This window comes from Nitrospirota bacterium (assembly GCA_040754395.1).
Classification (GTDB): domain Bacteria; phylum Nitrospirota; class Thermodesulfovibrionia; order Thermodesulfovibrionales; family SM23-35; genus JBFMCL01.
Window position 1 is genome coordinate 11,717 of sequence record JBFMCL010000029.1, and the last position, 23,956, is coordinate 35,672.

21 protein-coding genes are annotated in these 23,956 nt (G+C 49.0%); 7 read left to right on the plus strand and 14 right to left on the minus strand.

Translation table 11 applies throughout. From position 1 onward, the window contains the following. Position 1: 1 nt before the first annotated feature. The gene (locus AB1552_12625; protein MEW6054612.1) at positions 2 to 1,249 is read right to left on the minus strand and encodes a sensor domain-containing diguanylate cyclase; all 1,248 of its coding nucleotides are present in this window, start codon (positions 1,247 to 1,249) and stop codon (positions 2 to 4) included. 296 nt (positions 1,250 to 1,545) lie between these two features. Here AB1552_12625 and AB1552_12630 point away from each other — a divergent pair, with 296 nt between their 5' ends. The 3 genes from AB1552_12630 to AB1552_12640 are packed head-to-tail and all read left to right on the plus strand — an operon-like array spanning position 1,546 to position 6,572. Beyond that, positions 1,546 to 3,690: a hypothetical protein gene (locus tag AB1552_12630; protein ID MEW6054613.1), complete on the plus strand. Its 2,145-nt coding sequence runs from the start codon at positions 1,546 to 1,548 to the stop codon at positions 3,688 to 3,690. A 4-nt stretch (positions 3,691 to 3,694) separates the two neighbouring features. Further along, complete coding sequence (locus AB1552_12635; protein ID MEW6054614.1) at positions 3,695 to 4,807, plus strand: HD domain-containing phosphohydrolase; 1,113 nt, start codon at positions 3,695 to 3,697, stop codon at positions 4,805 to 4,807. 7 nt (positions 4,808 to 4,814) lie between these two features. Then, positions 4,815 to 6,572, plus strand: coding sequence for an EAL domain-containing protein (locus AB1552_12640; protein MEW6054615.1), 1,758 nt, complete (start codon positions 4,815 to 4,817; stop codon positions 6,570 to 6,572). 41 nt (positions 6,573 to 6,613) lie between these two features. On the opposite strand, the gene nth is transcribed toward AB1552_12640, so the two are convergent. From nth to lipA, 7 genes are all read right to left on the minus strand, one after another. Next, the gene (nth, locus tag AB1552_12645; protein MEW6054616.1) at positions 6,614 to 7,246 is read right to left on the minus strand and encodes an endonuclease III; all 633 of its coding nucleotides are present in this window, start codon (positions 7,244 to 7,246) and stop codon (positions 6,614 to 6,616) included. After that, positions 7,243 to 8,454, minus strand: a complete 1,212-nt coding sequence (locus tag AB1552_12650; protein MEW6054617.1) for a cofactor-independent phosphoglycerate mutase — start codon at positions 8,452 to 8,454, stop codon at positions 7,243 to 7,245. The genes nth and AB1552_12650 overlap by 4 nt, the downstream gene beginning before the upstream one ends. A 177-nt stretch (positions 8,455 to 8,631) precedes the next feature. After that, a complete protein-coding gene (locus tag AB1552_12655; GenBank protein ID MEW6054618.1) occupies positions 8,632 to 8,871 on the minus strand; it encodes an NIL domain-containing protein in 240 nt (79 codons plus the stop codon). 15 nt (positions 8,872 to 8,886) lie between these two features. Further along, entirely contained in the window at positions 8,887 to 9,159 is a 273-nt protein-coding gene (locus AB1552_12660; protein ID MEW6054619.1) for a MoaD/ThiS family protein, read from the minus strand. 325 nt (positions 9,160 to 9,484) lie between these two features. Beyond that, positions 9,485 to 10,267, minus strand: coding sequence for a molybdopterin-synthase adenylyltransferase MoeB (moeB, locus tag AB1552_12665; protein MEW6054620.1), 783 nt, complete (start codon positions 10,265 to 10,267; stop codon positions 9,485 to 9,487). A 5-nt stretch (positions 10,268 to 10,272) separates the two neighbouring features. Continuing rightward, the gene (locus tag AB1552_12670; protein MEW6054621.1) at positions 10,273 to 11,571 is read right to left on the minus strand and encodes a homoserine dehydrogenase; all 1,299 of its coding nucleotides are present in this window, start codon (positions 11,569 to 11,571) and stop codon (positions 10,273 to 10,275) included. 15 nt (positions 11,572 to 11,586) lie between these two features. Further along, the gene (gene lipA / locus AB1552_12675) at positions 11,587 to 12,612 is read right to left on the minus strand and encodes a lipoyl synthase (GenBank protein MEW6054622.1); all 1,026 of its coding nucleotides are present in this window, start codon (positions 12,610 to 12,612) and stop codon (positions 11,587 to 11,589) included. Between the two features lie 275 nt (positions 12,613 to 12,887). On the opposite strand from lipA, the gene AB1552_12680 reads away from it, so the two are divergent. Both AB1552_12680 and AB1552_12685 read left to right on the plus strand, forming a co-directional pair. Continuing rightward, positions 12,888 to 14,069 carry an aminotransferase class I/II-fold pyridoxal phosphate-dependent enzyme gene (locus AB1552_12680; protein ID MEW6054623.1) on the plus strand — a complete coding sequence of 394 codons (1,182 nt, stop codon included), beginning with the start codon at positions 12,888 to 12,890 and terminating at the stop codon, positions 14,067 to 14,069. A 188-nt stretch (positions 14,070 to 14,257) separates the two neighbouring features. Then, on the plus strand, positions 14,258 to 14,761 hold the full coding sequence (locus AB1552_12685; protein ID MEW6054624.1) for a hypothetical protein: 504 nt from the start codon (positions 14,258 to 14,260) through the stop codon (positions 14,759 to 14,761). Positions 14,762 to 14,854: 93 nt separating this feature from the next. Here AB1552_12685 and mazG read toward each other — a convergent pair whose 3' ends face one another. The 3 genes from mazG to rnr all read right to left on the minus strand — a co-directional run bounded on the left by mazG (position 14,855) and on the right by rnr (position 18,188). After that, positions 14,855 to 15,640, minus strand: a complete 786-nt coding sequence (mazG, locus tag AB1552_12690; GenBank protein MEW6054625.1) for a nucleoside triphosphate pyrophosphohydrolase — start codon at positions 15,638 to 15,640, stop codon at positions 14,855 to 14,857. 95 nt (positions 15,641 to 15,735) lie between these two features. Then, positions 15,736 to 16,092: a DUF2784 domain-containing protein gene (locus AB1552_12695; protein MEW6054626.1), complete on the minus strand. Its 357-nt coding sequence runs from the start codon at positions 16,090 to 16,092 to the stop codon at positions 15,736 to 15,738. Beyond that, positions 16,089 to 18,188 carry a ribonuclease R gene (gene rnr, locus AB1552_12700; GenBank protein ID MEW6054627.1) on the minus strand — a complete coding sequence of 700 codons (2,100 nt, stop codon included), beginning with the start codon at positions 18,186 to 18,188 and terminating at the stop codon, positions 16,089 to 16,091. Before rnr ends, AB1552_12695 begins: the two co-directional genes overlap by 4 nt. Before the next feature lie 182 nt (positions 18,189 to 18,370). Between rnr and AB1552_12705 the strand changes: the two genes are divergently transcribed. Beyond that, complete coding sequence (locus AB1552_12705) at positions 18,371 to 20,644, plus strand: tetratricopeptide repeat protein (GenBank protein MEW6054628.1); 2,274 nt, start codon at positions 18,371 to 18,373, stop codon at positions 20,642 to 20,644. An 83-nt stretch (positions 20,645 to 20,727) separates the two neighbouring features. After that, positions 20,728 to 21,504 (plus strand): AAA family ATPase, encoded by a 777-nt coding sequence (locus AB1552_12710; GenBank protein MEW6054629.1) that lies wholly within the window; start codon positions 20,728 to 20,730, stop codon positions 21,502 to 21,504. Here the strand turns inward: AB1552_12710 and AB1552_12715 are convergent. The 3 genes from AB1552_12715 to AB1552_12725 all read right to left on the minus strand — a co-directional run bounded on the left by AB1552_12715 (position 21,484) and on the right by AB1552_12725 (position 23,716). Beyond that, positions 21,484 to 22,113, minus strand: a complete 630-nt coding sequence (locus AB1552_12715; GenBank protein ID MEW6054630.1) for a hypothetical protein — start codon at positions 22,111 to 22,113, stop codon at positions 21,484 to 21,486. The genes AB1552_12710 and AB1552_12715 overlap by 21 nt on opposite strands. Further along, positions 22,079 to 23,443, minus strand: a complete 1,365-nt coding sequence (gene radA / locus AB1552_12720; GenBank protein MEW6054631.1) for a DNA repair protein RadA — start codon at positions 23,441 to 23,443, stop codon at positions 22,079 to 22,081. The genes AB1552_12715 and radA overlap by 35 nt, the downstream gene beginning before the upstream one ends. A 96-nt stretch (positions 23,444 to 23,539) precedes the next feature. Then, positions 23,540 to 23,716 (minus strand): hypothetical protein, encoded by a 177-nt coding sequence (locus tag AB1552_12725; GenBank protein MEW6054632.1) that lies wholly within the window; start codon positions 23,714 to 23,716, stop codon positions 23,540 to 23,542. Between the last annotated feature and the right edge of the window lie 240 nt (positions 23,717 to 23,956).

The following is a 23,956-nucleotide window of genomic DNA, read 5'->3' on the forward strand; positions in this document are numbered from 1 at the left end:
GTTATTTCTTTGAGGGGAAAGACGGGCCGGCCTTCATGAAAGTCCCAATGGCTTTTTCTTCGGGAGAAGCCGGTTCATACAGCAAAATCCTGTTTCTTCCCATTGATTTCGCCCTGTACAGCGCGATATCAGCATGTTCAATGACTTTATGTATGGTATCACCGTCCTGCGGGAAGCACGCAACGCCTCCGCTAATGGAAACGAATCCCAAAGGCTGCTTTGCCCTGTATGCAAAATCATGGTGCGCTATTGTTTCCCTGAGCCGTTCTGCATACTGCAGGGCGTCTTCCCTCGAAATTTCGGGAAGCATGACGATAAACTCCTCGCCGCCGTAGCGTGCGATAATGGACTGTCTCCGTGTAGCATCCCGGATCAGCTGGCTCAGTTCCCTGAGCAGCTGGTCGCCCGCACCATGACCATTTGTATCATTATAGTGCTTGAAATTGTCGATATCAAAAAGGAATACCGAGAGAACAGTTCTCTCCCTGACTGATTTTTCAATGTAATGCTGTGCCATTTTGAAAAGGTAATTCCGGTTGTTCAGGCCGGTCAGCGGATCTGTATTAGCCTTGTGCTGGGCTTCATTCAGGGCGGTCTGGTTGATAAGGGCAACACCCGCTATGTCCGCGATCATTCTCAGCAAATCGCCCTCATTGCCGGAGGGGCTTTCTATCCTGCCAATGCCTATGACACCCAGAAGGCTGTCTTTAAAGAGGATCGGCATTGCCATCGAAAGTTGCTGTTCCTTGCCGGGAGTTAGTGAAGGATGATTCCTGGAAAAATGTTCTGTAACCATGAGAAACCGGTGTTTTGCCGCAGCACCGATGATACCTTCTCCAAGGGCACAGGAAGTCTCCTCCTGCTGCGTACTTCCATTGGCAGAGTATTTCCTGAGGAGATTTGCAGAGTCGTCGAAAAGATAGATTTCCACTTTGTCGGTTGTGAGGACGTCGTTTACCATGTCTATGATCGAGAGCACAATGCCATCCAATTTCATGGTTGAATGCAAACGCTGCACGATCGCGGGGACTTTCAGCATAAATGTAAGGTAGCGGTTGTTCAGTGCGGCCAGTTTGTTTATTTGCACGGTCAGCTTCTGGATATGCTGGTCTCTGAACAATGTCTTGCCCTGGTCTGCAGAGTCCTGACCATCAGCATGCTTTTGCCGGTTGCTCTCCTTTTGAAAATGCCGGACCAGAACAAACAGAAGAATCCCGGCAGCGAGTATTATGGAAGCAGTCACAATCATCTGATCTGTTGTCCTTCTGTTTTTACCATTTCTTCACTCACGCATGTCAGACAATAACCTGTCTCCATGTCTCTTATAATTATTAAAATATATAGGGACGGTATGGTCAATCCTACCGGAGTAGGGTTCAAAAACAGGGGGGTTTCTATTAGAATGAGAATAGAGAAGCAGCGGATGGTATGAATATGGTCACTGATAGCCATCAGATGATTTGCGTAAACAGGCCATGGATTCCGTCCGCAGATGCACAACCGGTTGCAGGCTTTCTTTATTCGCAATATCAGGAGATCTGAACAATGGCCGATGCCAACAGCAACCTCCCGCTCGATGCAAGGCTTCTGAGTTATGTCATCATCGAGCTGAATATTTCACGCAGGAATGTGGCGATCTATCCGAAAAATCACCCCTCGGTGGAGCGATCCCTGACCCAGGCGTTTGATTTTTTGCGGCAGCTTTTTGCCCTCAGGCCGGAAATTACCCTTTCCATTGCGAAAGACACCATTATCATAGACGAATTTCACCTCGAAAAGAAGAACCCGGTATTCACGGAATTTGCCGTGCATCTCAGCAAGATGAATATTGCGTCCGTAACATTCAATAAAGGCGTATCAAAAGATGAACTCTACAGTTTCCAGAGTTTTATTGTGCAAAAACCGGAGGACCTGACTATTGATAGCCTGAGAAACGCTCTCAAAAGGTTCAACCTGCGCAATATTCAGGTCAGTTTTATTGATTTCGGCTCATTTGCCTTCAGGAAAAGTCAAAGTCAAACGGCCATGAGCACGAAAGAGGCGCCGCTCTGGGAGCGTTATATTTACGGGTTGCGTTCTGGCGCACTGAAGGGCAGCGAACTGTCACATGCGGTTCGGGAAATTCCTCCGGGAGACTTGGGAATACTTGTAAACGAATATTTATCTGAGGATTTAAAGCAAGACACCTATGACGGGGTGATCACAGCCTATATGAGAAGTTCAACCCATCAGCGTTTCCACGGCCAGGAACTGAAGAAAATGATGGAGTTTATCCGGGAATTAAAGCCTGATCTGAAACAGCAATTTCTCAGTTCCGCGGTAAGAACTTTCTCCCGGGATACTGCGTCAGCCTATCAGATGCTGAAAGAGGTGTCACTGGAGGATATCAGGGGATTTCTTGATGCTGTCAACACACAGAAAATCTCTGTTCCTCCTGCGCTCCGGAACATTATGGATTCGTTATCCGAAAAACAAAGAATGCATACCCAAATAATCCGTCTGAAGGAAGGCATGATGATAGATGACGTTGTGCTGCCAGGCGACAGCACTGTGATGCTCGAGAATGGCAACTTCGATCCCTCGCTTTCGGATACCTACCAGCAGGACGTACAGAAACTGCTTAAGATTGATGCATCCGGGTTAAAATCCTCTCAACTCCTTGAATTTGAAACAGAGTTTTATGATGACATTGTTGAGAAGAAATTCAATCAGATTATCCTTGAATTGTTGTTTTCCGAAAAAGCCTCGGAAGAAGACTATCGCGCATGTACCAATATCATTAAAGAGCAGAGTGCACAACTGCTGTGGATCGGAGAATATACGCATATTCTTGACATGCTCAGGATTCTCGAAATAAACAAGGCGCTGTACAGGTTTCCTGATATCAGTGCAGGGGCTCTCCGGTATTTTCACTCTGCAGAATTCTTCGCCACATTGATCGATTCATTCAGGATTCTCGGCCGGCAGAAGAGAAAGGAAGTGTCGATGATCTGCGAGTATTATGATAAAAAAATCATACCGTACATCATGGACGCCCTCACAGATGAAGACTCTCCTGTTGTCAGGAGATTTTTGATGGAGCTTCTTAAGCAGTTTGGAGACAAATTGATACCCGAGGCATTAAAACGGCTAGATGACGAGAAATGGTTTGTGAAAAGGAATATGCTCTATATCCTGACTGAAATAGACAACCATTCATTGGCTGAACATATACGGCCCTACTGCCGGCATGAGAATCCCAAGGTAAGTCTTGCGGCAATGAAATACCTCATTAATGCCGGAGACAGGTACCCTGTAGAAAAACTCAGGGAATACCTGGACTCACAAGAAAAAGAAAAGTTTGAGCAGGCGGTTATGCTTGCTGGTTCCTTTAAGGTAAAGGAACTGGTGGGAGATTTGATAGTGCTGCTCAACAAAACGGAAATGACCGGCGCTGATTTCTCCGAAAAGATTCCCATCGTGAAGGCACTGGGGGAAATAGGCGATCCCCAGGCAGTGGCTGCCTTGCGGAATTTGCTCTCGAGCAGGAGCCTCTTTTTTAAAGGGAACACAGAACGGCTGAAAGAGGAGATTTACAAAACACTGAAGAACTATCCGTATGAAGCGGTGCAGGATCTGATAAAAGCCGGGCTGGAGTCAAAAAACGACGTGATAAGGACAGAATCAAGACTGCTGGACAGGGAAGGCTGAATCTGTGGATACGGTAAAGGCATTCATTGTGATATTGATGTCCGCGGTATCAAACTGTCTGCTTTACTCAAGGCATCATGCATCGGTCCTTGAACTTTCCGAGAAGGCCTTCTCTCTGCTGAGTGCATACCTCCAGGGGACGGGACATCTTGAAATAATGATCCTTGAGGACGAGCTTGTTGTAAACAGATCCCCTTTGAGAGAGGTGGGACTTCAGGGGAAAAATCTCATGAAGAGGCTGAAACGCAAAGGGGTAACCCGCATCGATTTCCTGAAAGGTGTTTCCCTGTCAGAACTGAGACAGCTTGTCGCCAATATTGCTTCCGCGGAAAAAGGACTGAAGTCCCTGCAACATATACAGGTGGGAGTTGTTGATATTGATTTTGACAGATCCCATGTATCGGGTGATTTCTCTGCGGACAGATCATCGGATATGGTATCGGGCCAGATTGAAAAAGTGCAGGGACAATATCACGCGGTCTCTCCTTTCAGGCAGCTGAATATTGCGGGCTTTGAAGAAATTGTGGTCCAGTTTGTACTGGCGCTGCAAAAAGACATGGGGATTCTTCATCTCCTGAGCCCGGTCAGGTCCATGAGTGAATATCATGCCGCGCATTCTGCAAACGTCTCTGTGCTGACCATGTTCCAGGCGCAGGCTATCGGCATCAGGGAGGAGTTCGTCCATGACATCGGACTTGCCGCATTACTTCATGATGTGGGCAAATTACTGATGCAGAAGGAAAAAGAAGGTCAGGCCAAAGCTGACACAGGCATTGAGGAGAACGCAATAGAACTGCATACGGTATATGGGGCACAGTATCTTGCAAAGACAGACGGCCTGACACGCCTTGCACCCATCGTGGCTTTCGAACATCATCTCAGGTATGATGGCCGGGGATATCCGCAGTGTAAAACGCAGGGGATGAAGCAGCACCTCTGCAGCCAGATGACCGCCATTGCAGATTATTTTGATACATTAATGAGCGCGAAACCTGACGGCCGCACGATAGAAATGGATGAGGCGCTTTACTTAATGAGGACAAAAGATGAGGGGTTGTTTAACCCCTTCCTTATCAACAATTTCGTGAGGTCAATGCATCTGGCATTATCCCGGTAAAGCATCCATGAAGGATCCGGCAAGAACAGTTTCTGAAGACAATGATGACTTCAGGATAAGAGTCGAAAGCCTGAGCCATATGGCTGACCTCGTGTTTGTGATCAGCCAGGACGGGAGGGTCCTCGAGTTCCAGGGAAAAAGGGATAGCGAACTTCTTGCGCCTACCGGCGATCTGGTCGGCAGGACACTCCATGATATCATGCCCTCACAGGTGGCGAACCCGATCATGCGGTTCAGGGAAAAAGCGCTTCAGTCGGGCAATCAGCATATTTTTAATTACCAGCTTCTCATAAACACAGAAAAGTACCATTATGAGACGCGCTTTTTTCTCAGCGGGCAGGGCAAGGTAACGGTCGTGGTACGCAATATGACCGAGTACAAGAGAGCGGAAAATCAGGTCAGATATCTTGAATATCACGACAGTCTGACGAACCTTCCGAACAGGTACCTGTTTCAGGACCGCCTGGAACAGGCAATCGCATTCGCTGAACGCAGAAACGGTGTTGTGGCTGTCCTGCTGCTTGATATCGATAACTTCAAGAGGATTAACGAAGCGGTCGGATATGCTGCCGGAGACCTGTTGCTGCAGAGCTTTGCCGACAGACTGGCGCCCTACGTACGGCAGACGGACAGCATCTCGCGCATTGCAGCTAGCGAATCCGAATCCCTGATTGCGCGTCTCGGAGGAGATGAGTTTACGATTCTGCTTACCGAAATCACGCATATCCAGGATGCGGCAAGAGTTGCAAACCGTATATTGCATATGGTTACGGAGCCTTTTATTGTCGAAGGACAGGAAATTTTCATATCTGTCAGCATAGGCATCGCGGTATATCCCTTCGACGGAAAAGACATAAACACTCTCCTGAAAAACGCGGATATGGCGATGTATCAGGCAAAGGACCACGGGAGAAACAATTTCCAGTACTATTCCGAATCACTCAATGCCTTCTCGGTGAAGCGGTTTACCACAGAGAACAAATTGCGGAAAGCGGTCGACCATAATGAGCTCATGCTGTTTTATCAGCCGCAGATTGACATTGTTACCGGCGCAATAATCGGTGTGGAGGCGCTGATACGATGGCTGCAGCCGGATTTGATCCTCATTAAGCCTTCCGAGTTTATCCCATTGGCCGAGGAGTCGGGCCTGATCATCCCGATAGGCCAGTGGATACTCCGGAATGCGTGCAGTCAGAGCCTTGCCTGGCAGAAAGCGGGAATGAAACCGCTCCGCATGACAGTGAATGTTTCCGGCATACAGTTCAGACAGGGCAACTTCATCGAAAGCGTCTCCCAGACCCTCAGGGAAACAGGGCTTGATCCGGCACATCTTCAGCTGGAACTTACCGAGAGCATCATCATGCAGCACTCTGAGGATACGGTGAAAAAGCTGCATGCCCTGCAGTCGATGGGAATCCGGATATCCCTTGATGACTTCGGTACGGGGTATTCCTCTCTGAACTATCTGAAACGCTTCCCGATATCCACATTGAAGATCGACCGTTCATTCATTCAGGATATCGCCACCAACCCTGATGACCAGGCTATCACAAAGGCGATTATCGGACTGGCAATTAATCTGAACCTTAATGTTATCGCAGAGGGAGTGGAGACAAGGGAACAACTGAGATACCTGCGATCATATGAGTGTCAGGCAATACAGGGGTATTTGCTCTGTCCGCCCCTGAACCCTGTTTCTCTGGCGCAATTTGTGAAACAGGGCAAGTACCTCGATATGCTGAAAAGATGCGGAATAAGAATATAACGTTGCCTGATAGGGTGATGTGAAATCAGCGACTCATTCTTTTAAAGATTCCTTGAGGGGCAGATATCATAAAGGACGCATTCTTTGTGGCGGGGTTTTTTTGCCTGGCAGATTTTTCTCCCATGCAAGATCAGAAGATGGGAGACATTTCCCCAGTCTTCTTTTGGAATTATTGCCATAAGGTCTTTTTCGATCTTGACCGGATCTCCGTTCTCTGTAAGCCCAAGCAGGTTTGAAAGCCGTTTTACGTGAGTGTCAACAGCGATGCCTTCTTTAATGCCATATGCATTGGTGAGGATGATATTGGCTGTTTTCCGTGCAACGCCCGGAAGACTGGTCAGTTCATCCATTGTCCTCGGTACCTGAGCGTTGAATGTTTCGATGATGGTTTTTGCTGCTGCCTGGATATTCCTTGCCTTTGTTTTATAGAAATTTATGGAACCGATATCCTTCCGGAAAGTTTCGGGAGAGGCGTGTGCATAATCACTGATATCCCGGTATTTTCTGAAAAGCTTCTCGGTTACCTTATTGACCATGACATCGGTAGTCTGTGCGGAGAGTATCGTCGCGACAAGGAGTTGAAAGGGATCGTTGAAGTGCAGGGCTGTTTTGGGATCAGGGTATTCTCCCTTCAGCCGTCTGAGTATTTCTGATGATTTCCCGCGTATGTTCATTCGCCCTTAATGAAATAGTCCATCAGCCTGTGCCCCTCCTCAAAAAACAGTACGTCATCCCTCTCTGCAATTGTCTCGTCGTACATCCTGTGTTCATGGTACTGCTTTATACGGCTGTCGTAGATGATAAACGGCACGGGTTCTTCCGTATGGGTCCTGACCTCAAGCGGTGTGGCATGGTCAGGGAGCACGAGGATCTTGTACTCCTGAAAAGCGGTGATGCCTTTCAGGACGTTCCCCACGACCAGCGCATCGAAGTCCTCAATCGCCCTTAGTTTGTCCCTGTAATTCCCGGAATGGCCTGCCTCGTCAGGCGCCTCAACATGAATATACGCAATGTCTACTTTTTCGAGGGAATTCACGGCTGCTTCTGCCTTCCCGGTATAGTTCGTATCGAGATACCCTGTGATTCCGGGAACCTGAAGTATCTCAAACCCCGCGTTTATCCCGAGTCCTCTCATGAGGTCAACCGCAGAGACGAGAGAACCGGCAAGGGAATACTTTTCCCTGAAAGTAGGCAATGTGACCTTTTTCCCCTGGCCCCAGAGCCAGATGCTGTTTGCCGGATTGAATCCCTTTCTGTTACGTTCCCTGTTGATCGGATGATTTTCAAGAATGCCTGCGGATTTCAGCATCAGTTCCCGGAGTATGTCTTCTCCTTTTCCGACAGGGAGGTAATCGATAATCTCCTTGCCTGTAATGTCATGGGGCGGGGTACATTCCATATCCGATGAGCCTGAGGACCACACCATGATATGCCTGTAGCTGACTCCGGGATAAAAGATGAGCTGTGCTGTCCCGATGCCTCGGTTGATTTCTGTGACGAGTTCTCTTGCTTCGTCTGTGGTAATATGGCCGCTGCTGTAGTCTTCCATGACAGCCTTGGTCTTATCCCTGTTATACTTGAGCGTGACCAGGTTGCACCGGTACGCCACATCGTCTTCTTTCATGTTTATTCCCATGCTGGAGGCTTCAAGGGGAGCCCTGCCCGAATAGAACTGCCTCGGGTCATAGCCGAGAATATTCAGATTTGCAATGTCAGACCCGGGATGAAAACCGGGCGGGATGGTCCTGATTTTCCCCACTGTGCCCTCACGCGCAAGCCTGTCCATATTTGGGGTATATGCGCTCTGCAGGGGAGTTTTTCCTGCCAGTTCTTTTACCGGCCTGTCGGCCATTCCGTCTCCGATCATCACCACATATTTCATAATACTCCTTCTGTCTGTTTTCCGACAGACTCTGTGTCCGCCTTGAATTTTTCGAGGTTTTGCTGGATACCCTTAAGGGTGTTACTCTCTTCCTGCCATCATTTTTCCGCAAACAGTTGCTGGTTCAGGAAAATCGTTGCTGCTCCGCATGCAATGTGTTCGCCCCAGTCTTTGTCCTCAGCCCTCTAAAATATCTTCTTCCACAAATTCGACAGTGATGCCCTGATTCTTGAGCGACTGGATTCCCCTGTTCAGGTTTTCTTCCGTGCCTTCAAGTTCGAGCACCATTTCTCCGACAGTTTCCGTGACCCTTGCCCGTCTGATGTTTGGTATGACATCATATTTTTTTGCCATGGTAAAAATAACGGGTTCTTTAATAAGATGCTGGGGAAAGGTCAGTTTAACCCTCTGTTTCACGGCCCCCTCCTTGCCTTATCCCCCTGCAATTGCAGGGACTATTGATACTTCGTCACCATCCTTTACCTCCGTCTGTTCATGCTGCAGAAACCTGATATCCTCGTCATTGAGATATATGTTCACAAATCTTCGTATCCTGTCTCCTTCAGATATCCTTTCACCGATATCAGGGAACTGTCTGTTAAGACCGTGCACCAGACTCATAATCGTGCCCGGCGCTCCTTCCACTTCTTCTCTGCCGTCTGTAAGTTTCTGAAGTGGAGAGAGTATTTTTACCTTTACCGGCATCGCATGACCTCCTCTCCTGATAAGATCCGGCGCCTCTTCGCATGAGCTGATTTCGGCTTTGTAAAATGCGGGGGAATGGTCTGCCTGTGAAAGGCTTTCTGTGTTTTTACCCCGATTCCCGCAACACAGATTGCCGTGGTTTCGTCTCTGCCGCCCTGTGGACAGATACTGAGCATTGCTTTTCAGCTCAGATACTCATTTTACTGTAAAATGGACAACAATTCAAAGAGATCAAAAGGGCTTGGGGGATTTTTCTCTGCGATGGAGAATTCATTTCACACACTTCATGCGGTCAATGACTGGTGCACCATATCCCTGAAACGGATTAACTGTAGTCGATAAGTTCAGTAATTGTCGGATGATCGCTGCAGACCGCGCACTCCGGATTTCTGGGAATCTTTACCTTCCTGAATGACGGTTTAAGTGCGTCGAATATGAACAGTTCTCCCTTCAGGATCTGCCCTGCGTTGGTGATTAGCTTCAGTATCTCTGCTGCCTGAAGTGTTCCGATCACCCCCGGAATGACGCCAAGGAGGCCGGCACCCTCGGGAGAAGGAAGAATCCCGGGCGGAGGCGGTTCCTCAAACAGGCACCGGTAACACGGGCCGTCACCGGGGATGACCACGGTCAGCTGCCCCTCAAACTTGAATATTGCGCCTGTGACCAGGGGTTTTTTCGTCATGACACAGGCATCATTGACGAGAAACCGTGTGGCATAATTATCGCTGCAGTCAGCCACAATATCATAATCCTTTATGAGTGCGAAGATGTTCTGTTTTGTCAGCCTCTGCCTGACGGGAACAATCTCAACATCAGGGTTCAGGGATTCGAAGGTCTGTTTTGCAGACTCGACTTTTGGGACGCCGACTGTCCTCGTGCTGTGCGCAATCTGCCGCTGGAGATTGCTGAGGTCAACCTCATCATTGTCAATGATGGCGATAGTGCCCACCCCGGCGGCTGCAAGGTAATAGCCGACGGGTGAGCCGAGACCGCCGGCGCCAACAATGAACACCTTTGCATTGAGCAGCTTTGTCTGGCCCTGTTCGCCGATTTCAGGCAGAATGAGATGCCTGCTGTAGCGCTGCAACTGCTGGTCAGTGAATTTCAAGGCAGTTACTCTTCTTCCTTCCCCTCGACCCGGATTACGACGGTTTTTCCCATGACAACCGGCAATCTGTCAATCTCCTGCAGGGCCTGACGGACATTCTTTTCTTTTGCATCATGGGTAAGGATCACCAGCGGAACCGCTTCACCGACCCTTCTTCCTTTCTGTATGACCGAGGCAATGCTGATACTGTATTTGCCGAGAATTCCGGAGATCTTCGAGAGGACACCGGGTCTGTCAAGCGCAGAAAACCTGAAGTAGTATCTGGAAACCACATCGTCTATTTTCCTGATTTTTACGGCGCGGGGTGCTTTGGGAATCGTCTGGACCCTGCCGACTGCATTTTTCTGCATATTCCTTGCAATATCCGCAATATCGCTCACGACGGCACTTCCTGTCGGCACAGAGCCTGCCCCCCTGCCGTAATACAGGGTTGAGCCGGTTGCATCTCCTTCGACATATATCGCATTGAACGGCCCGTCTACCTTTGCGATCAGATAGTCTTTCGGCAGCATTGTCGGATGAACCCTGAGTTCAATAGCGCCATCCGCCTCCTTTGTGATGGCGAGCAGCTTTACCTTATATCCGAACTCAGAGGCAAATTCGATATCCTGAGCCGAGAGATTTGAGATCCCTTCGATATGCACGGAATTGTAGGAAAGCGGGATGCCGTATGAAAGGGTCGCAAGGAGCGTAAGCTTGTGTGCGGTGTCAATTCCTTCTATGTCAAAGGTCGGGTCTGCCTCGGCATACCCGAGCTCCTGGGCCTCCTTCAACGCAGCTGAAAACTCAACATGTTCATCGGTCATTTTTGAAAGGATGTAATTGGAGGTGCCGTTGATTATCCCGTATACCGCTCTTATCCTGTTGGCGATGAGCCCTTCTTTCAGGACCTTGATTATTGGGATGGCCCCTGCGACGGATGCTTCAAATCCCACCTCGACTCCGGCTTTTCGCGCTGCAGCAAAAATATCCGCACCTTCAGTCGCAAGCAGGGCCTTATTGGCGGTCACGACATGCTTGCCTTTTTGGATCGCCTTCAGGATGAAATCCTTTGCCGGTCTGATTCCGCCTATCAGCTCGACCACTATTTGGATATCCGGGTCATTGAAAAGCTCATTTACCTCAGTCGTGAGTACGCCTTTCGGGATTTTTATCCCCCTGTCCCGTTTGATATCAAGGTCAGCAATTTTTTTCAGGTTAAGCGGGAATCCCAGCCGCTCCTTCAGTATGTCCTTATTTTCGATGAGTATTTTTGCCGTACCGCTGCCAACAATCCCGAACCCTATGATTCCGACATTGATCATTTTCGCATACCTTTCTCAGCCTTTGCGAGGCCTGTCTTGTTCTGTGCCTGTGTTTTTCAGAAGAAGTTCCTGCGACGTTATCACCGTTTCGCCAACCACGATTCCCGGAGACATCGCATCTCCTGCTTCCCGTATGAGACGCGTGGTGAATGCAGGCGACCCCGTATGTTTGCACCGGTCCGCGAACCGGTTTTGTGCCGTGTTATTATTATACATCTCTTCTGCATTCATTGAACTTCTCACCAACGGCCCGGAGGCTGCATAGTTGAAGCCCATGGAAAGGGCGGTTATCCGAAGCTGCTCAAAGAAATCAGGACTGATATATTTGCTCACGGGAAGGTTTGCGCGTGCAGGCCGGAGATACTGTCCCATAGTGATGATGTCGCAGCCAACATCCCTCAGGTCTCTCAGCGTGCTGATAATCTCATCAGGGGTTTCCCCGAGCCCGAGCATGAACCCGGATTTTGTGGAGATTTGCGGTGCCCTGCATTTTGCATATTCCAGAATCTTCAGTGAGCGCCGGTAATCAGCCAGCGGCCTGACGGACAGGTACAGGCCCTGTACAGTCTCGATATTGTGGTTATAGACATCAGGCTGTGACTGCAGGACTGTGTCAAGACTGCCCAGGTTGCCCTGAAAGTCCGGAGTGAGAACCTCAATGCCGGCATCAGGAAGATATTCCCTTATCGAGGCGACAGTTTCTGCAAAGTGTCCAGCTCCCCCGTCATGCAGATCATCACGTGTCACAGAGGTGATCACCACATGCCTGAGCCTCATCTCCCGTGCAACCAGTGCCACCCTCACGGGCTCTCCCCTGTCAGGGGTATCTGGCGGCGAAGATTCAATAGCACAAAAACCGCAGTGCCTGGTGCATTTCGCACCCAGAATCATGAACGCAGCGGTGGGTTTGGAGAAACATTTCCCTGCATTCGGGCACCGTGCTTCTTCACAGACTGTAGTAACCCCGTACTCCCTCAAGATCCTTTTTGTACGGTGAAGTCCTCCAAGGTGTCCTGCTTTTATCCAATCCGGGAGTCTCACATCAAGCTCCAAAGCTGCGTATTACACCGGCAATGAGGGATAATAATGCTGTCGCGCTCTATCAACGATGCTAGTCATTAAAAATAAAAGAAATGCCGAACTTTGTCAAATACCGGGGCATTGCACGCGGTGTTCTCCCGTACTTTTTTCTTGTGAAGTTCCTTTTTCAAATGGTATTCTGTTTTTATAATACAGGCTAATTGTCTTTGTATCCGGCATGACCTGATTGTCTCCCGGTAAGGGGGAAAAGAATCTACACGATAAAGGATGAGAATATGTTGAATTTAAGAATAAAGCGGCGGTTACCCTACAGACCGACGGAAAGAATGAACGTCGTAAGTTATCCGATCCGGGATATCGTAATGGAGGCAAAGCGGGAGGAGGCGAGGGGCAGGAAAATGATTTACCTGAACATCGGCGATCCTCCCCAGTATGGCTTCAAGCCGTTCCGGGTGATCGCTGACCGGGTGAAGACCGCACTTGATGAAAATTGCCAGGGCTATGCCCCGTCCGAAGGCGACGAACAACTGAGGAAGAATGTGGCAAAGATCGAGAGATGCAAGCCCGAGGATGTTTTTGTTGTGGCGGGACTGACCGAGGGAATAGACTTTTTTTTCCATTCGTTCATCGGATTCGGTGAAAAGGTGCTTCTTCCAAACCCTGCATATCCGCTTTACATCAGCAAGGCAAAGCAGTTTGAAGGTGACACGGTATTCTACCGGCACGATGCGCATGGACAGATAGATGTTGCCAACCTTTCCAGGAAGATCGAGAATGCCAAGGCGATAATAATAATCAACCCGAATAACCCGCTGGGAGCAGTCTACTCCGAACAGAACCTGGCAGAGGTTGTGCATCTCTGCGCTGAATACGATGTCCCGATATTCTACGACGGCTCCTACGATCAGCTCACGCTCGAAGGCAGGCAGATCGACTTCAGGAAGATTGCGGGCAAACGGGTGCCATATGTATATGGGAGTTCACTGTCCAAGGATTTTAATTATCCCGGAGCACGGATAGGATGGGTAGCATTCCACGGAGACAAATGGGAATATGTCAAGAATGCGTTCTTTCTCCTGTGCAACCAGCGACTTTCAGTGAACTGGGAGTATCAGAAGGCTGCTGCCGCAGCTATTGCGGACCGGACATATCCTTCCTACATCGCGAATATGCGCAGGGACCTTATAGAGCGAAGGGATGCCTTCATTAAAGTTGCCAGAAAACTGCCGCTTTCATTCCCTGTGCCGAAAGGCGCTTTCTATGCATTCATTAGAATAGAGACACAGACATGGAAGAAGGACATGGACTTCGTACGGGCTGCGCTGAAGGAAGGGGTGGTCTTTGTGCCCGGGTCAGGATTTGGCAGGCAGGAGGACGGAGTGTATTTCAGAACCACGTTTCTCCCCGCTCCGGAGATAATAGAAGAGGCGTTCGAAAAAATCAGCCGCATACTGTGAGATATTATATCCCGGGTTTTCAGTAATTCAGGGGCAGTTTCTGCAAGAGGCCATATCGCGAGAAATCGTATCCTTATTCCCTTTGGCTTTGGCTACGCAGGTGATGAAGGAGGTTATTTTGCAGGCATATAAAGAAGGGCAGGAACTGAATGCAAACGTATAAACGTTATATTACAAAGGGAGAAACCATGCAGAAAAGACTTTTTATCACAATATTTCTGGTCATTTTTATTTGGGGAGGTGTTGCCTTTGGGTCGGACAGTTGTCCTGACGTAACAGGTCTTTGGGAAACTACCTATAAGCATGTTAGATATGACCCTCCAGGGTTACCATCGTTTGGAAGTACGCCGGTGCTCCCTTTGGCTATTCATGCACAGGATGGATGTTCTTTTTATGGATCATTTCTCAATGAATTTATTATTGTTGTTGGCGTATTAAGAAAACTTTCTTTGACTCAGTATGCAGTGACCATGCAGATTGTTTCTGATGAAATGCAGCAATTTACAGGGCCTCTGGTAATAGAGGGCACTTTGAACTGTACCACTTCAAGCAGCATCCGTAAGGCATACCCATCAACAACTCAACTGGTCTGTAACACAATGAGCACTTCTTTCCATGGCTACTATAGGAATCCCCTTGATCCATCGGACTTCACGAGCGTTGCAGGAAACATGAACTTTTCCAAGCAGTAACTTCGTATTTGTGAGATTATGGGGCAGGATTCAGTCCTGCCCCATTGTGTTTGCACGCTGCATCTCAACGGGAAAAGGAATGCGCCTGCAGTGCTAACCTTTGCGTTCTTTTCCCTTTGCCTCGTCCCACAACCTGTCCATTTCTTCGAGGGTCATATCCGCCAGTTCCATGCCCTGTTCTGCAGCCTTCATTTCGATGTAGCGGAAGCGGCGGATGAATTTGCTGATGGTTTTCCGGTGGGCATCCTCCGGGTTGATTTTCATGAACCTGGAAAGATTCACGAGCATGAAGAAAATATCTCCCAGTTCATCTTCCATCTCTTCCCGCTTCCCGGATCGAAGGGCTGCCTTCAGCTCGTTCATCTCCTCATCGACTTTCTTCAGGACGTCTTCGACCTTTTCCCAGTCGAACCCCGCCTGTGCCGCCCTTTTCTGAAGTCTATGCGCCCTGAGCAGGGAAGACATCGCTGACGGAACCCCTTCGAGGATTGAGTCTCGGAGCTTGCCCTCCTTTTTTTTCAGCACCTCCCATTGCTGTATAAGCTCTTCGGGAGTCCCGCATTCGGCATCTCCGAAGACATGCGGATGCCGTGAGATCATCTTGGTCCCGATATGTTCTATGACATCCGGGAAGCTGAACTCACCCTGCTCTTTGCCCAGCTGGCACTGAAAGACTATCTGGAAAAGGAGATCCCCGAGTTCTTCCTTGATCTTTTCGGGATTGTTTTCCTCAATCGCTTCAATGAGTTCGTATGCTTCTTCGATGATATACGGCTTGAGGGTTTCCCTGGTCTGCTTTTTGTCCCACGGGCAGCCTTTTTCGTCCCTCAGCCTCTGCATGATGGTTAGCAAATCCTGAAAATCCATTGCGTTGTTCACAGTAATTGCCCCCTCTCAATCACTCTTTTCACTCAACCCCGCAGGAGTATCTTCCCCTTATTATATTTAAGGAGGACAGGAGAGGAGCGCTGAACTCATTTCTCTTTTCTCCTGAAGTAAACACAACCGGACATCGCGATCAGGAATAAGGTTAACACAAAGATGATTACCGGAGAAAGCTGCAGGTATACCACTTTCTCGATATAATGGATAATAAACGATCCTGTATAGGCAAGAGCCGGATCATGCCTTTGTCTCAGCCATAATTCGAGGTGAGTCAGGGGACAGTACCATCCGAATATCTGCATGATCACTGCGAACCCCAGTCCGCTGATATGGAAGATCCTGATGGGGCGATACCTTTTTCCGGGAAACGCGCCAAAGATCAGAAACACTATCCAGAGAAAATGCATAAGGACCACAAGGTCTGCCGTGTACCTGTATATCATCATACGATATCAAGGAGTATTTCCCTTTCCTCCATGTCGATCTTATCGATCCTTACTCTCAATTCCCGTCCTATGCTGAAAGAACGTCTTGTATGTCTTCCGACAAGACTCATGCGCTGTTCGTCGAACTGGTAGAAATCATCAGTCAAACAGGATACATGGAGGAATCCCTCCACATAGAAATCCTTCAGCCTGACCTTCAGGCCATAAGGGGTGACATTCACTACACGGGCATCAAATTCCTCACCCACCCTGTCTTTCATAAACCATGCCCTCATGGCATCGATAACTTCCCTCTCGGCCTTGTCAGCAATCCGTTCCATATGTGAAGAGTGAAATGCGATATCCGGCAGGAGACTGTCAAGTTCCTTCAGGCGTTTTTCCGGGAGGCTTTTCTGTGTCAGTGTTTCCCTCAGTATGCGGTGAACGACCAGGTCGGGATAGCGCCGTATCGGAGAGGTGAAATGCGCATAGCATTTTGATGCAAGGCCAAAATGCCCGGCATTGATATTCGAATACCTGGCCTGCTTCAGGCTCCGCAACACAAGATAGTTGATGATCTCTTCTTCCGGTCTTCCCTTCATGCTGTTGAGAATCCCGGGGAAATCCCTTGGATTGAAATGTTTCCGGATTCTGCCGATGAATCTGATTGCTTTCAGGATTTCCCCGAACCGCATAGGGTCCGGCTCCTCGTGAATTCTGTAGATTGCCGGTATCCCGCGGCTTTCGAGGTTTTCAGCCACGGCCTCATTTGCCGCGATCATAAATTCTTCTATGATCATATGGGCGTAGTTCCTTTCTGCACTGAGTATCGCTTCGGGCATCCCCTGCAGATCCAGCAGGACCTCCGGCTCAGGAAGGTCAAAATCGAGACTCCCGCGTTGCAGTCTCCTGTTCCTGAGCACGCTGCACAGTTCTCCCATCAGCTCAAAGCTCTGGAGATGAAGGTCAAATTTCCGGCGTTCAGACACGTCATTATCGATAAGGATTTTTCTCACAGAGGTATAGGTCATCCGCTCATTGCTGATAATGATACTCGGATAGAATTTTGCATCAAGCCTGTTGCCGGATCTGTCAAAATCCATCTCGACCGTAAAGGCGAGTCTTTCTTCCTTCGGTTTCAGGCTGCACAGGTCTTCCGAGAGTTCCTTGGGAAGCATCGGGATTACTCTGTCAGGGAAGTAGATGCTTGTGCCCCGTTTTCTTGCTTCCGTGTCAATTGCAGAGTTCCAGCCGACATAGAATCCGACATCGGCGATATGCACGAAAAGGGTATACCCGTGTTTTGATACAAGGATCGATATGGCGTCATCAAAATCCTTTGCGCGTTCGCCGTCGATCGTAACGGTCTGCAGTGAACGCAGATCCTTCCTCCTCTGCGGCCTCTGTCCCGTTTCAGTAGCGGCCTGCCGTGAGATGAGAAGCGCCTCTTCGTGCACACTGCCCGGAAACCTTCTCGGAAGGTTGAATTCATCGATAATTGATTCAACCTCGGCCTTTGGATCTGCCGGTTTTTCCAGGATCTTTAAAATTCTCCCGGTCGGCGGTTTTCTGTCAGTGGGATATTCCGTTATCTCGGCAATCACTATTTCACCGTTTCGGGCGCCCCCGCTGTCTTTTCGTGCGACAGGGATGTCAAAATGCAGCGACCTGTCCTTGGGTTTCACGTAAAGGGCTGTGCCTGTCACTTCAACCCTGCCTGCGATTTTCGTGTTCGCCCTTTCGAGTATTCTTATTATCCTTCCCTCACGCCTTTTCCAGTTTTCGATGCGCACGAGCACCCTGTCATTCTGCATCGCTCCTGATGTCGCCCGTGCAGGGATGAATATATCCCGCTCGCCGGGTTTTTCCATGATCACGAACCCGTACCCGTCCTTGTGGGGATCAAAATACCCGCTCGCGAGGCTCATGTCTTCTGAAGGACCATACAGTCCTTTTCTGGTCAGAACAATATCTCCGGTACGGACCAGACCCCTGAGAATCCGTTTGAGAGCCCTTGCTTCCTTATGATTCAGACCCATCAGCGTGACGAGGTCCCGGAAGCTGAGAGGCTTTCTCGTTTTTTCCCTGAAGAATGCAAGAACCGACTCTTTATTCATTGTGCACACCCTCTTTCCTCATACGGGTTCCTATGACTTCTCTGCATCCCTGTTTTTCATGGCTAATATGATGTTATTATAATATTTATAGCTGCAGTTTGTTTCTCTACTTGCATTTGCAGAGTTCTTATACCTATAATTGACAGTTTTAGGCAATTGTGATACTTTGAATAATACACGGAATGTCTGATAAAGCATCCATAATCAAGGAAGCCCAGAAGTATCTTGCCCGCGGACAGATAGATAAGGCTATCGCCGAATGGGAGAAACTTGCCAAAGAGAATCCCGAAGGCAATACATTCAACATGATCGGCGACCTCTATCTGAAAAAAGGCGGCAGGACTGATGCGATTGATTCATATCACAGGGCAGCAGTGCTTTTCCAGCAGGAGGGGTTTTCGTTAAAGGCGTTGGCCCTGTATAAGAAGATACTGAATTTCAACCCCTCGGATTCCACTGCGTTGTATGTCCTCGGAGAGCTGAATGAAGCCAAGGGCCTGACTACAGATGCCATTAAGTTCTATCTTGCATCCGCGGACAGTCTTGCAAAGGAAGGCAAGAAGGAAAAACTTCTGGAGGTGTATGCAAAGATAGTCGATATTTCTCCCTCCAACATCCCCCTCAGAAGCAAGATTGCAGAGATATATACAAAGGAAGGTCTTGCTGCGGAAGCGGCCAAGGAGTTTTTCCAGATCGCACGGCTCTATTCCGAAAAAGGGGAGAGCGAAAAAGCGATTGAATTCTTCCTCAGGGGGCTGAATAACCAGCCTGTAAACAGGGAAGCAATCCTTGATCTGAACGAACTGTACGAGAAGACAGGAAAGCTGAATCTGGCAATCGAGCAGATGAAAGAGGCCGCGAGCCTTTTCCCTGAGGATACAGAGATTCTCCTCAGGTCTGCGGAAATCCATATCATGGTTCAGAGGTTTCAGGATGCACGGGAGTATCTCAGGCAGGTAACCGGATATGAACCCGGGAATATCAGGGCAAGAAGGCTCCTCGGAGACGTATATATCAAGGAAGGGAACAAAGAACTCGCATGGGCTGAATATCACAGTGTTCTCGATGAGATGCTGCTTGAGGAAAATTATGACGATGCAATCAGGCTCCTTGAGACCTTCAAGGATATCGACCCGGTTGAAACAGGGAAAAGGCTTGTTTCTCTGTATATCCAGATCGGGGATTTCCTCAAGGTGATTGAGGAGCTTACTTCCCTCGGGGATCTCTACATCTCAAACGGCAAACAGAGAGAAGCGCTGAACTGTTTCAGGGAAGCGCTGAAAATGAACCCGGACGACGATCATCTCAAGGAAAGAGTCATTGAACTTGAGAAGGAAGTCGGGAAAGAACATATTGTAATCGGTGCGGAAAAAACCATTGAGGAGGTTATCATAGAGGCAGATATATACCTCAGGTACGGACTCTATGATAATGCAAGGGAGCTCCTCGAAGCATTTGTACAGAAGGAGCCTGAAAACAGCGACCTGCATCTACGGCTGAAATCCCTGCATGTTGATACCGGCGACAGGGAGCAGGCTGTCTCCGAATGCCTTATCCTGCATGAGTTGTACAAAAAACAGGGTGAATCTGCAAGCAGCGAACAGATTATCAGGGAGGCCATCGAAATAAACCCGGATGACCCGAGGCTCGCGGCGTTTGCCGGTGCGGCTGCTCCCGAAGAGGGTGCTGCTGTGCTCCCTGAAGCCCCCTCAATAGAAGATTACAGCGAAGAGCTGTCCGAAGCTGATTTTTATGCAAGGCAGGGATTGACGGACGAGGCCAGGGAGGTATTGGAGAGGCTGCAGAGCATGTTTCCCGAGCACGAGGAAATCAACCGGAGGCTTGGATTGCTAGGACAGATTGGAGAGACTGAAGAGAAGATCGAATTTGATCAGGGGATTGAAAAAGAACCATTGCTTGCAGAAGGTGAGGCGCTTGAAGTTGAGGAGATATCCGAGCCCCCCCTTGACAGCGATGTCATGGATATCTTCAATGAGTTCAAGAAAGGACTGGAGAAAGAGCTTGAAGATGAGGACTTTGAAACTCATTATAATCTCGGGATCGCATATAAGGAAATGGGCCTTATCGATGATGCGATAAGGGAATTCCAGACATCACGCAAGGACCCGAAGAGATTTCTCCATTCTTCAAACATGCTCGGCATATGCTACATCGAAAAAGGCGTGTGCCCGCTTGCAATAGATGTGCTGAAGGACGCCATTGCTAAGATGGAGGACCGCGGCGAATCATACTGGGCGATGAAATACGATCTTGCAGAAGCCTACGAAAAGAACGGGAACCTGAAGGAATCTCTTGATCTTTATACAGAGATCTACGGCTGGAATTCGAAATTCCGCGCTGTTTCTGACAAGATAACCCAGTTGCAGCCAAGGATCGCCGATGGCACCGATCAAAAGAAAACCAAGGAAAGAAAGGACCGGGTATCTTATCTTTAGCTGGCAGGCTGAAAACCGGTGCCCGGTATTAGTCTATGGACTATCTGGAATATTATGGCTTAAAGGAACATCCATTCTCTAACGTGGTTGACAGCAGATTTTACTACAACAGTCCCCTGCATGCGGATGCACTCGTGAAACTCAGATATGCGGTGGACACAAGAAAAGGGCTTGCAGTGGTCATCGGGGGAATCGGCACAGGCAAGACAACGCTTGCGAGGCGGTTCCTTGAGGAACTTGACGAGAGTAATTACGAGGCAGCCCTCCTGGTAGTCGTGCATTCCAGTGTCAGTTCCGAATGGCTGTTCAAGAAATTTGCGATGCAGTTAGGGGTCAAAGACGCCAAGGATGACAAAGTTGAACTTCTCACCCAGATCTACAGGAGACTGTACGAGATTATCGAGGAAGACAAAAAGGCTGTGGTGATGATAGACGAAGTCCAGATGCTCAATTCGAGGGAAATCATGGAGGAGTTCCGGGGCCTTCTGAATATGGAGTCGCCCGATGGCAAGATGCTGAACATCATTTTTTTCGGTCTGTCGGAGCTTGAGGACGTCCTGAGCCTTGATGAGCCGCTCAAGCAGAGAGTTGCGATTAAGGTCAAGCTGAAGGAATTTTCCGACAAGGATACGAGGGATTATATCAGACACCGTCTTTCTGTCGCCGGTTGCCGCAAGGAAGTTTTTTCGGAGGAGGCGGTAGAATCGATCTACCGGTTTACCAACGGCACACCACGGCTTATCAACACCGTGTGCGATAACGCCCTGCTTGAAGGATATCTCGCAAAAGCTTCCGTTATTGAAAGGGATACCATAAAGACTGTTGCGGTCGATCTCGGGTTAAGCATCAGGGATGAATGACATGTTTCTGATCTTGAGCGTCACCGCATACCTGGAAAGTTCTATCCTGATCTTCGACGGATACCAGACGTTGCCGGTTTTTTCCGGATTCGCATAAAAGATATTGAGTTCCCGCCCGTCTTCCAGGGCAATGACCTGTTTCATGGGGAACGCGGTCTTTCTTTCCAGCCAGAGCATCCTTGTGAGGTTCCTGAGAAGAAACTCTCCTTCTGTTTCTTCTACCTGAAAATCATTCATATCCCACCAGAAAAGGCAGTTTCTCAGACCACTCGTAAGAATCGTTCCCTTGTTCCTGTCTATCGCAGGATTCGATCTGATGATGCCATCCCGTGACGTCATTTCAAAGGCAAGAAAACCGAATGAATACACCCTCATGACCATATCGCCGTTCCTCGATATGTTTAATGCGCCTTCTCCTCTTATTTCTGCATCCGGTTTTTCAAAAGTGATGGAAAATACCGTATCAATCGATTTAATGCTGTTTTTTGAAGAGAGGAATTCCCGTATGTCGGCTCCCTCATACACAGGCAATTCGACCCGCTTTGGAGCGCACGAGCACGAGAAAAAGATGACACTAATCAAAAGCAGTTTTAAGACATTCCTCAACATTCCTTACTCCTTTTATCTCCAGTCCGAAAGTATTCTTTATTTTCTCCGCGTTTCCGAAGGGCATGACAGCCTGCCTGAAGCCGATTTTGGCGGCTTCCCGTATCCTGGTTTCTGCCTGTGCAACTGCCCGTATCTCCCCGGAGAGCCCCACCTCCCCGAAGACAAAGACTTTCGGGTGAAGGGGGACGTCTCTCAGCGAAGAGGCGATGGTGACGATGATGCCGAGATCGACCGCAGGCTCGACTAACCTGAGGCCGCCGACGACGTTCACAAAAATATCCATTCCCCCCAGAAGGAGGCCGGCCTTTTTTTCCAGCACCGCTGCCAGAAGGTTTACGCGGTTGAAGTCGACGCCTATGGTCGTCCTGCGGGGCATCCCGAAGCTGGTCTGTGAAACCAGAGCCTGCAGCTCGACCATCAGGGGCCGTGTCCCTTCAATACTTGCAACAACAGTTGAACCCGGCACATTGATCGGACGTTCGAGAAGGAAAAGCTCGGAAGGGTTTTCGACTTCGAGCAATCCGGAATCCGACATCTCGAATATCCCTATCTCATTGGTCGAGCCGAACCGGTTTTTCACCGTTCTCAGGATCCGGTACGCGTGTCCCCTGTCCCCTTCAAAATATAGCACGGTATCCACAATGTGTTCGAGTACGCGCGGGCCGGCAATCGCCCCTTCTTTTGTCACATGTCCGATGAGGAAAACCGGGACACCGGACTTTTTTGCATACAGCATCAGTTTTGCAGCAGATTCCCGCACCTGGCTCACGGAGCCCGGCGCAGAGACCAGTTCATCCGTATATACCGTCTGCACGGAATCCACGACCATGGTCTTCGGGCTGAGTTTTGATGCGATACTGATGATATTTTCGAGTGAAGTCTCCGGAAGAAGGATGATTTCCTCTGAACTGACGGATAACCTCTCAGCCCGTATCTTGATCTGTTCGGGGGATTCCTCTCCTGATACATACATGACCTTGCCGTATGTCCCTGAAATTCCGGAGAGGGCCTGCAGAAGTAAAGTGGATTTGCCGATGCCCGGGTCCCCACCGACGAGTATCACAGACCCTCCTACAACCCCTCCTCCCAGAACCCTGTCGAGTTCCATGATGCCGGTAGATATCCTCTGCTCCTGTCCGCCTTTGATCGAACTGAGGGGCCGGGGTTCTGCTTTCGCAAAATTTCCTGCAACCGAAGAACGTCGGGAACCCGGTTCCTTCTTTTCCTCTGCAAAGCTGTTCCATGCCCCGCAGTCAGGGCATTTGCCGAGCCATTTGGGGCTTGCATGGCCGCAGACCTGGCACTGAAAAAAAGTTTTTGTCTTCTGCATCTTCACACGTTCATCGGATGCTCCCGGCAGGGTTTTGTTTCGGATTGAGTATCTGCAGCATTCTCTGCCAGGAGCTATCAGCGGTTCGAAACATATTCAGGAATTGTCTTCTTCTGCCAGATAATCCTTGAGCTTCTCCTGAAGAGATTCAGGCCATACCTCGTCATACAGAAACGCATCTACTTCAGCTTTTGTGAGTGTCTGCTTGATATCAAGTGGCATGCTCCTGAGTACCTGCATTTTCACGGGGTCAGGTTTTCTTCTATTCTCCATACAACCTCCTTCGATATCCATATTATAATATTCAGAAGAGAAATGTTGTATGTTTATGTTGCTGGGCGAATGTACCGTTCTGACAGGTTCCGGAGAAGTGCAGAAGAACACGGGTCCTGTTGCCTCATAATAAAATGTTACCGAAGGATCGCTGACTCAGCGAGAGATTTTGTAGCATAGAGGAAGATTTTTTTCAGTTTATCTTCCAATGCCTTTCTCAGATGAAATGGGTTCAGGTTT